General features: G+C 46.7%; 1 protein-coding gene and 1 pseudogene. Both read left to right on the top strand.

Translation table 11 applies throughout. The annotated features are described in order from the left end of the window. Positions 1-141 precede the first annotated feature (141 nt). A complete protein-coding gene (locus RT269_RS28955; protein WP_313187917.1) occupies positions 142-4,635 on the top strand; it encodes an InlB B-repeat-containing protein in 4,494 nt (1,497 codons plus the stop codon). Positions 4,636-4,858: 223 nt separating this feature from the next. Further along, positions 4,859-8,230, top strand: a pseudogene (locus tag RT269_RS28950) (MucBP domain-containing protein); the annotation flags it as partial.

Raw genomic sequence — 8,230 nt, 5'->3', positions numbered from 1 at the left:
ATCGGTATGATGCGGCAACAGAGAAATGGATCTATAAGAGCAATGAAGGGCGGCCCCTGGGATCCATGTACATCAGTGAAGTGACGCCTGATGGATATGCCGTTGGAGGAGATGGAGCCTGGCTGCAGTAAGGAGGAAACAATGAAAAACATGAAGAAATGGAAAGCGCAGACTGCATTGATACTGGCAGCCGCCATGGTTATTACCATGGCGGCACCGCCCGCGTTTGCAGCACCGCTAAGTTACGGCGATCCTTCTGTCATTCAATTTGATCCACAGAAGGGGCCGAATCTGCAGCATTCCACATATGCGAATGTGCCAAGATATGCAAATAACATTTCCTATGCCACGGGACAGGCAGGATATGCCTTAAGTTCATCTGCGGATTTTTCTGGTATTGGGACAGAGGACAAAGGCTCCGGGCCAAGGCCCAAGCTTCCGGAATTTTCAGTTGTATGGCCGGGCTACACATTTGACGGTTGGTATAATAAAGATGGAAATAAGGTTCTCAATCTGCCTTATGCTTTTCCCTATGAATCACCGGAAACCTATAAGGCGGTGTGGAATGGTAACAGCAGCAGCCAGTTTGATTTCACAGTCATGCATTACCGTGATTTAAATTCGGCAAGAGACAGCATAACTGACGGTACCAGCCAATCGGCATGGCCGTCAGACAGCGACAGCCAGGTGATCCGGTTCTTTGATGACGGAACCTGGACGAATCAAGTGACTGCCAATACGCCGGTTTCAGCTACCTATAAAAGGAACATACCTGGGTATAAGCTGAAATCAGTGCTGATGAAAAACAATAAGATCAGAAGGTTTGATGATGCGAGCGGGGCTGGGACACTGGAAGAGGCTGCTTCAGTCAATACTTCCACCAACGCAATCCGTGGATACATGCCCAACGATGATCTTACGGTTGGATACCGTTATGAACCGGATACCAGCAAGAAATTTACTCTGCGGGTAGAATACGTAGATGGAAGCGGCACTGCTATCAAGACACCGGATTCGTATGCTTACTCAGCAGAAACAGTCTTCTCTGTTGCACCTGCTGCCATAACGGCATATGAGCTTACTGGTGCAGAACTGAAGACCGGATATGGAGATACGGATGATTTAGTAAACAGAGGAATCTATTCAGCGGTTTCAGCTGGCTGCAGCTTTGATTTAGATAAAAATTATGCTGGAAAGATGCCAAATCAAATGGTGGTAATCACCTATAAATATCAGATTGATCCGACCTATACAACTCATATTATCGTAAATACGGTGGATAATCATAACAACATTCTTGAACAACAGCAGAATTTGTCCGTATCCCCGGCGGATCCCGTAGAACTGGACATAGAAAGAAAACCAGGATATTCTTATCCGCCGAATATCACGTGGAACGGTAATTTCACCAACTATGATCTGGATGAGGATGGCGAAAAGCTGACCTTTCATACGGATATTATCGGAGGCTCTGTTAACATTACCTATAACGAGGATTTGACGGATCCTGCTTACTGGGCCCGCATTGATTATTATAATGGCGTGAACGGAAGTCTGTCGGGAGATTCCTCTCCTAAGTCGTTCAGGCTGGATACCTATACAATCGATGAATTAACTCAAGGCATCACCCCGTCACCGGCAGCTCATTATTTATTTGACGGCTGGTATAAAGCAAACGCAAGTGGAACAGGAAAAACCGGAGCAAAGCTTACCGGAGATGTAGTGATAACCGGGAACCTAAAGCTATATGCCAATTTTGAAGAGGATCCCAATGAGTGGTTTGCTTTAAACTTTGTATCTGGAAGCCATGGAAGTATTGTTTCAGGAGCCACATCGGCCCATGTAGCAAGGGGAACGGTATGGACGGATCTAGCGCTTCCTTCACTTCTGGCAGATGATAATTATATGTTTGCAGGCTGGTATGATGAGAATGGAAACCAGGTACAAAATAGCCTGCAGATTCTTTCCAATCAAACGTATACGGCCAGGTTCACTCCAATCGCCGGAGATGACGGGATTTTAAGCATTCCTGATACAGATGGTTCCGTATCGGCAGATGGAACCGGACAGATCAGAATCAATGGTGTGAACGAAGATAGAAAATATACGGTTACAGATGCAGACGGTATCGTGATTGCCACAATGACTGGCTCTCAGTTACAGAGCGGCAAATTTACGGGACTCAATCCCTGTACTTATTATTATGTATATGAACTTTCATTAACTGCGGCACCTGTAGCGGGAGAACCGCTGACCAGCCATGTGGATGGATCACTGATAAGCCAGCCTGCAAGGGAAGGTATTGTCACTCTTGGAAGCAACTATTCCATTGCAAATGATGGAAATGATGGCAGGAAGAAAATCAGGATCAGTCCGGTTGCATCGGGTACGCTGTATGCGCTTCTTGATGGTGATGGGAATGCCGTTTCCCAGGCAGGATCAGCAGATGGATGGTTAGGGGCAACAGGAAGTCCGGCTTTTGTAGAATTCCCAGGTCTGGAATCTGGTCTGGAATATACGGTGGTTGCAAAGCATTTGGGAGAAACAGAGTCTCCATCTGAAAAGATATTGCTGGGAAATTCGGTTTTCCTGGAAGATTCCACCCCGGCGCAAAATCAGACCTATACCCTGTATATCACCAACGGAGGCCATGTAGTTGAGGTCACCAGAAATAACGTACCTTTGGAGATTGAAGAAGGTGCAACCCAGATCAGCATTCGGGAAGGGGATAAGATAAGGATAAAAGCCCCTGATATAACCGGGTACAATTTTAAGCGGTGGGATTGCCTGATCGGATCTATGTCTCTGACTGATTCTCAGGCAACACAGCCGAATCCATGGGTTACCATGCCGGCCGGCGATGTAGTTCTTCAGGCACGGTATGAATCCACACCGGCAACGGCGACCTCCTCCAATGCAACGGTAGATTATTCCCCTAAAAACGGAACGTTTGCTCTCAATATGCAAACGGATCTATTGGAAGCGTTAAAGCTCGACTTAATTGACAATTCCGATGATCCGGATTTACTGGCAACAGGGCATAAAGTAGAATATACGGTTAAATTTGACCGGAGAAGTATGCCGACTGCTACGGAGTCCAATGCAGTGAGAGATGCTGCGACAGTGGATAGTGAGGCGTTAAAGATCCCCTGGGTTTTAGGGATATCATTGTCAAGAAAGGTGGATGGCATTAATAAAGCACTGCCGTCCGATGGGAACCACACACCTGATATTCAGGTTTACGGTACCCTGGATACCAGCCTTCTGGGGAATATGGATTACCAGTTGTGGAAGGTTGAAAATGCGGACAGCGATCCCATATGTACGGAGGTTTTACCTGTGGAACCTGATTTGAATGATCCGGATTCCGGATTTACCGGTACATTCCGGTTTGACGCAAATGTAGGGGACACGATTATCTTAACTTATTCCAAATCATATAAGGTGACCATTACTGATACGAAAAGAGGTATGGTGACAAATCTTAAGGCAAGAGGCGGAAGTAATCTTGAAGATGCGGACGGATATATAAATCTTGAATGCCTGGAAGACTATACGGATCCGGTTACCGGTATCGTATATGAATTTGCAGGATTTAAAAAGCAACCGGTGGCTGCCGCAGGCTTTTATGATGTAATGGCTCCGATCAACAAAGATCTCCAGCTGTACGCAATGTATGAACAGGAAGACGATTCCTTGTGGCAGGAGGCAAAGAACCGGCTGGAGGATGAAATCAATACGGCTAATGCTTTGAAAAACAATGGTTCGGTAAGTGAAGAAGACAGAAATATATTGAACGATGCGATCCATGATGCGATTGTAGTGCGCGATACTCTTCCCCGTCCCACGATTGGTGAGTTGGATCAGGCTTATCAGACATTAAAAGATATTGTTGACGGAATCAGTAATGGAAGCGGATCTGGAGGTGGAAACGAACCCGGAGGCGGAAACGAACCCGGAGGCGGAAATGAACCCGGAGGCGGAAATGGCTCCGGAGGCGGAAGCGGATCAGGAGGCGGAAGTGGCTCCGGAGGCGGAAGTAGTTCCGGAATGAGCAGCTCCAGCAGCGGCGTTGGACCGGGCGCTTACCGTTTTGGAAGCTATAAAACTTATATAAATGATGTTGACGGTCACTGGGAGAATTTTAATCCGGCAGCCAATGGATGGTCCTTCTTATTAAGCAGCGGAACAACATTAAAAGATCAGTGGTCTAATATCAGATATACCTATAATGGGACCACCCTGATCTATACATACCATTTTGACCAGGAAGGGGTAATGGACAGCGGCTGGTTTTTAGATGAAGAAGGGAAATGGTATTTCTTAACTACCGTTCACGATGGTTGGTTCGGACGCCTTAAGACCGGCTGGCATCATGATGATAATGACGGAAGATGGTACTACTTAAATCTGTTTAACGGCGCTATGCTCACCGGCTGGCAGAAAATCGATGGCGTATGGTATTACCTGACACCGGAAAACAGTCAGCAGACATGGTATCTGGATAAGACAAACGGGAAATGGGCTTATGCCGGTCAGACAGGACGTCCGCTGGGTTCCATGTACCGGAATGAAGTGACTCCGGATGGATATTATGTAGATGACAGTGGGAAATGGACACCGGAAACCCCATAGTTTAAATTGAAATCATTCTTCATAGGAGGGGAAAGTGTTTGGATTATCTGGCACTCTCCCTTTCTTTAGAAGGATAATGGATAAATGGATGGCCGACAACTAAAGGATAAGTTGGTTTCCGAAGCATGTGGGGCCTTAGTTAGCGGTAAGGGAGATTGAGGTAAGGACAAAGAGCACTGATTTAAGGAATAACTATAAATCGGTCTTTTTGAAAGGAGGAAACATGGAACGAAAGGAAGAAAGGAAAATAGGAAGGATCCGGAATGTATACATGGTTTGGAAACGTGTTTTGGCAATGGTCCTCTCCGTATGCCTGATAGCAGGACTTATTTTTCAGGAGACGGTAATAGCATTTGCTTATATTCCGGAACTGGGAAACACGAATCTTGGACTTTCTGCAAGTGATAATATCAACCAGACGTGGAAGTGGAGCAATGATTATTCCAGTACTGGTTCCGGAGGCTCAAGCTGGCGCTTTGAACTTGCAGGAAAGAAGGCAGGGCAGAGTGATACTTACAATAACGGCAATAACAGCAATATGCAGTTTACTTATGCCTGGTACGGTTTTCCCAGTTATCTTTTTATGGCGGCAGATGATGCTACCAGCAATGCTAAGATAGCACCGGTACCAGCTGATGTATCTGGTCTTTATACACCGGGTACACAAATAACACTTGGCAGCGGAAAGTATTATTCAGCAAAACATGGACAGCATGATTCTGACGGTAATGCAATCACCAATTCTGTTAACAGTTATTACAACGGGTATACTGAATTGCTAAAATTCGGATCGGGCGCAAATGAGACCCGTGTTGAGATGAAGGTTACAACCACTCCCAGTTCAGATGGCAAATATATGCTGGTAGATTATTATCTTGCTCATGTGGGTGGTACAATGCCGTCTGCCGGCCGTACCTTCTGGCTGGGCAGCGCCTATGATTTACAAATCAATAACAGTCTAACAAAAGATATGTATAAAACAGCCCGGGGATTTTATATGAGGGAGACTGCAAATAAGGCGGTTGTTGTTGATGTGATTACAGATGACCCGACACTTGGAATAACGGAACCTACGACAACGAAATGGGCGGGAAGTTTTAGCGACCGATGTACGAATATGTTTAAGGAATCCGCTGCGTCTTCCGCATTGTCCAGTGACTGTTCTATTTCCTATTCGTGGATGCTTACTGTACGGCCTTATGAAATTGTACATCGAAGAGTTGCTTTTGCAATGAAAGAGGCGGCGTACTATGTTTCTTCTCAAAATGGCAATAACAGTAACTCCGGAATATTTAGTGAGCCATTACAGACCATAGAGGCGGCAATTGCTAAATGCAACGGTAAGAATGCATATATTTATATTCAGGATTATAATCCTATTAATTCTACGATTGGTTTCAGCAGCATAACAAATTCGGATACGAAAATTGTCATAGCCAGTACTGATATGACAATAGGGGGAGTTCCTACCGCCGGTGCCCGCGTGACGCTGGCCCGTGCCAATGGATTTGCCGACGAAATGTTTTCGAATAATAATAATTTTGGGCTTTCATTCACAGATATTATTATGGATGGAACCAACGGAAATGCAACAAATGCTGCTTCACTGATTCGAGCAAGTAATGGAACTTTAGAATTAAATAATGAACTGACTCTTCAGAATAATAATGGAAGCGCAGTAGAAATTCTGGATAGTACGAATTTTGTGCTTAATGGCGGAGACAGTGGTATTGAGATAAAAAGCAACAGACCTGCAGCGGGAAAAGGTGCGGTTCAATTTGAAAGCACCGGTACTTTTTCTGCCCGGAATGAAATAAATATCTCGGACAATACAAATACAGCAGGAGAAAAAGCAAATGTCTATCTGGCCGATGGGAAGCACATTACCGTTGAGGGAGATCTTGGCGCCTCCCGGATCGGTGTAAATACCCAGCAAGTTCCGGAGGCTTCTGTCGGGGAGTCAACTGCCGCGGGGCAGGAAGTTGTTATAGCCGTACCTTCGGTTGATTATTCCGGAAGTATTTCCTCCTGCCCGTTTGCAGACAACTTTTTTGCAGATGCAGATACCGGTAATGGGACCGGAATCTTTTCAACGGTGGGATCTTCTGCCTTAAATAATTCAAAGAATACAGTATTAAAACGCAACGGATATACCGTTAGCTTTGTTTACCGGGATTCCACCACGGGAGGAACTGTAACCGGTGCCCCGGATACGCCCAGCCTGTCCTTTGCATCGGGAGATGGGGTGGTGATTCTGCCGCCAGCGGCTATTTCCGGGTATGAGTTAACCGGAACCTCCATTGACCAGGGAACCGGCAGTACCTTAACTGCGGTGGAAACCGCAGGGACCGATTTTGGAAAGTTAACCGGGACCATGCCTGGACAGGATGTGGTAGTTACCTATGAATACACCCGAATCGATGCGTCCATTGCCTTTGTAGTCAACGGAGGGACGCCTCAGCCGCAGACACTGGCCGGAACGGCCGGGAACAGCGTAAATGCCCTGCTTCCCAGTGTGAGCAGGTACGGATACGTGTTTAAGGGCTGGAGCAAAGTGAACAGCCAGGGGAGTCCGGAATACATTACCTCCCTGCCGGCTGTCTATCCGGAAAGCCCGGTCACTTACTATGCCATATGGCAGCCGGATACCAATGTAAAGTTTGATTATACGGTGGATTACACCAATCAGAACGGCTCCATCGTGTTCCAGTCGACGACCACGGCAAATACCTATTCCGTGGAATCGGTGATCCAGTCCCAGAAAAAGACCATCCATGGATATTTGTGGAGTCTTTTGGATTCTCTGACCAGCCCCGCTGAATATAACTATGACGGGCTTGGAGCAGTGCCGATCGGTACCTTTAACGGCTCGACCGGGGACTTTAACGGAAGGATGCCGGGACAGGATGCAGCTGTGAAATACGCATACAAGGTAGACCGGAATAATCCGGCGGCCAGATCGGATCTGACGGTGAGGTATGTAACGGAGAACGGAACTGTGATCCATGCGCCGGGTGTGACGCCGTATTACCCGGAGGATGCCATAAGTACAAGTCCGCTGGATATATACGGATACCAGTTCGTATCAGGAAGCATAACAGCCGGAGATACTGCGGATGATACGGATGGGAATCTGGTCAGTGCAGTCCAGGGAAGCTTTGGAAGCAGCGGCGGTTTTACAGGCGTCATGCCGAACCAGCCGGTAGAAATTACATATGTATATGAAGCAACAGGGGAAGGCTACCGGTTTACGGTCAACTATCTTGATAACAACACGACCGATAATAACTTAAGGAATATCGTTATTCCGGAGGTCCAGCAGAAAACAGCGGATACCGCGGTCAGCACAGAATACCGGGATTTATACGGTTATAGCTATGAAAGTGCGGCAGCAGTACCGGATTATTTAAGCGGAAGCTTTAATTCCGGCCATGATTATACGGGGACAATGCCAAGCGATGACTTAACCGTCAGCTACGGGTATGACCGTGTCCCGTCCCAGTGGGCCTGGATTACTTACAAATCAGGCATCAATGGCGTCATCTCCCATGGAAGCGGAGTTTCTTCTGATGTACAGGAACAGGGAAGCGGAACC

It is taken from the genome of Lacrimispora sp. (genome assembly GCF_032078915.1).
Taxonomy (GTDB): domain Bacteria; phylum Bacillota; class Clostridia; order Lachnospirales; family Lachnospiraceae; genus Lacrimispora.
The sequence above is the reverse complement of the archived record's forward strand: the minus strand, read 5'-3'. Positions and strand labels throughout refer to the sequence as shown.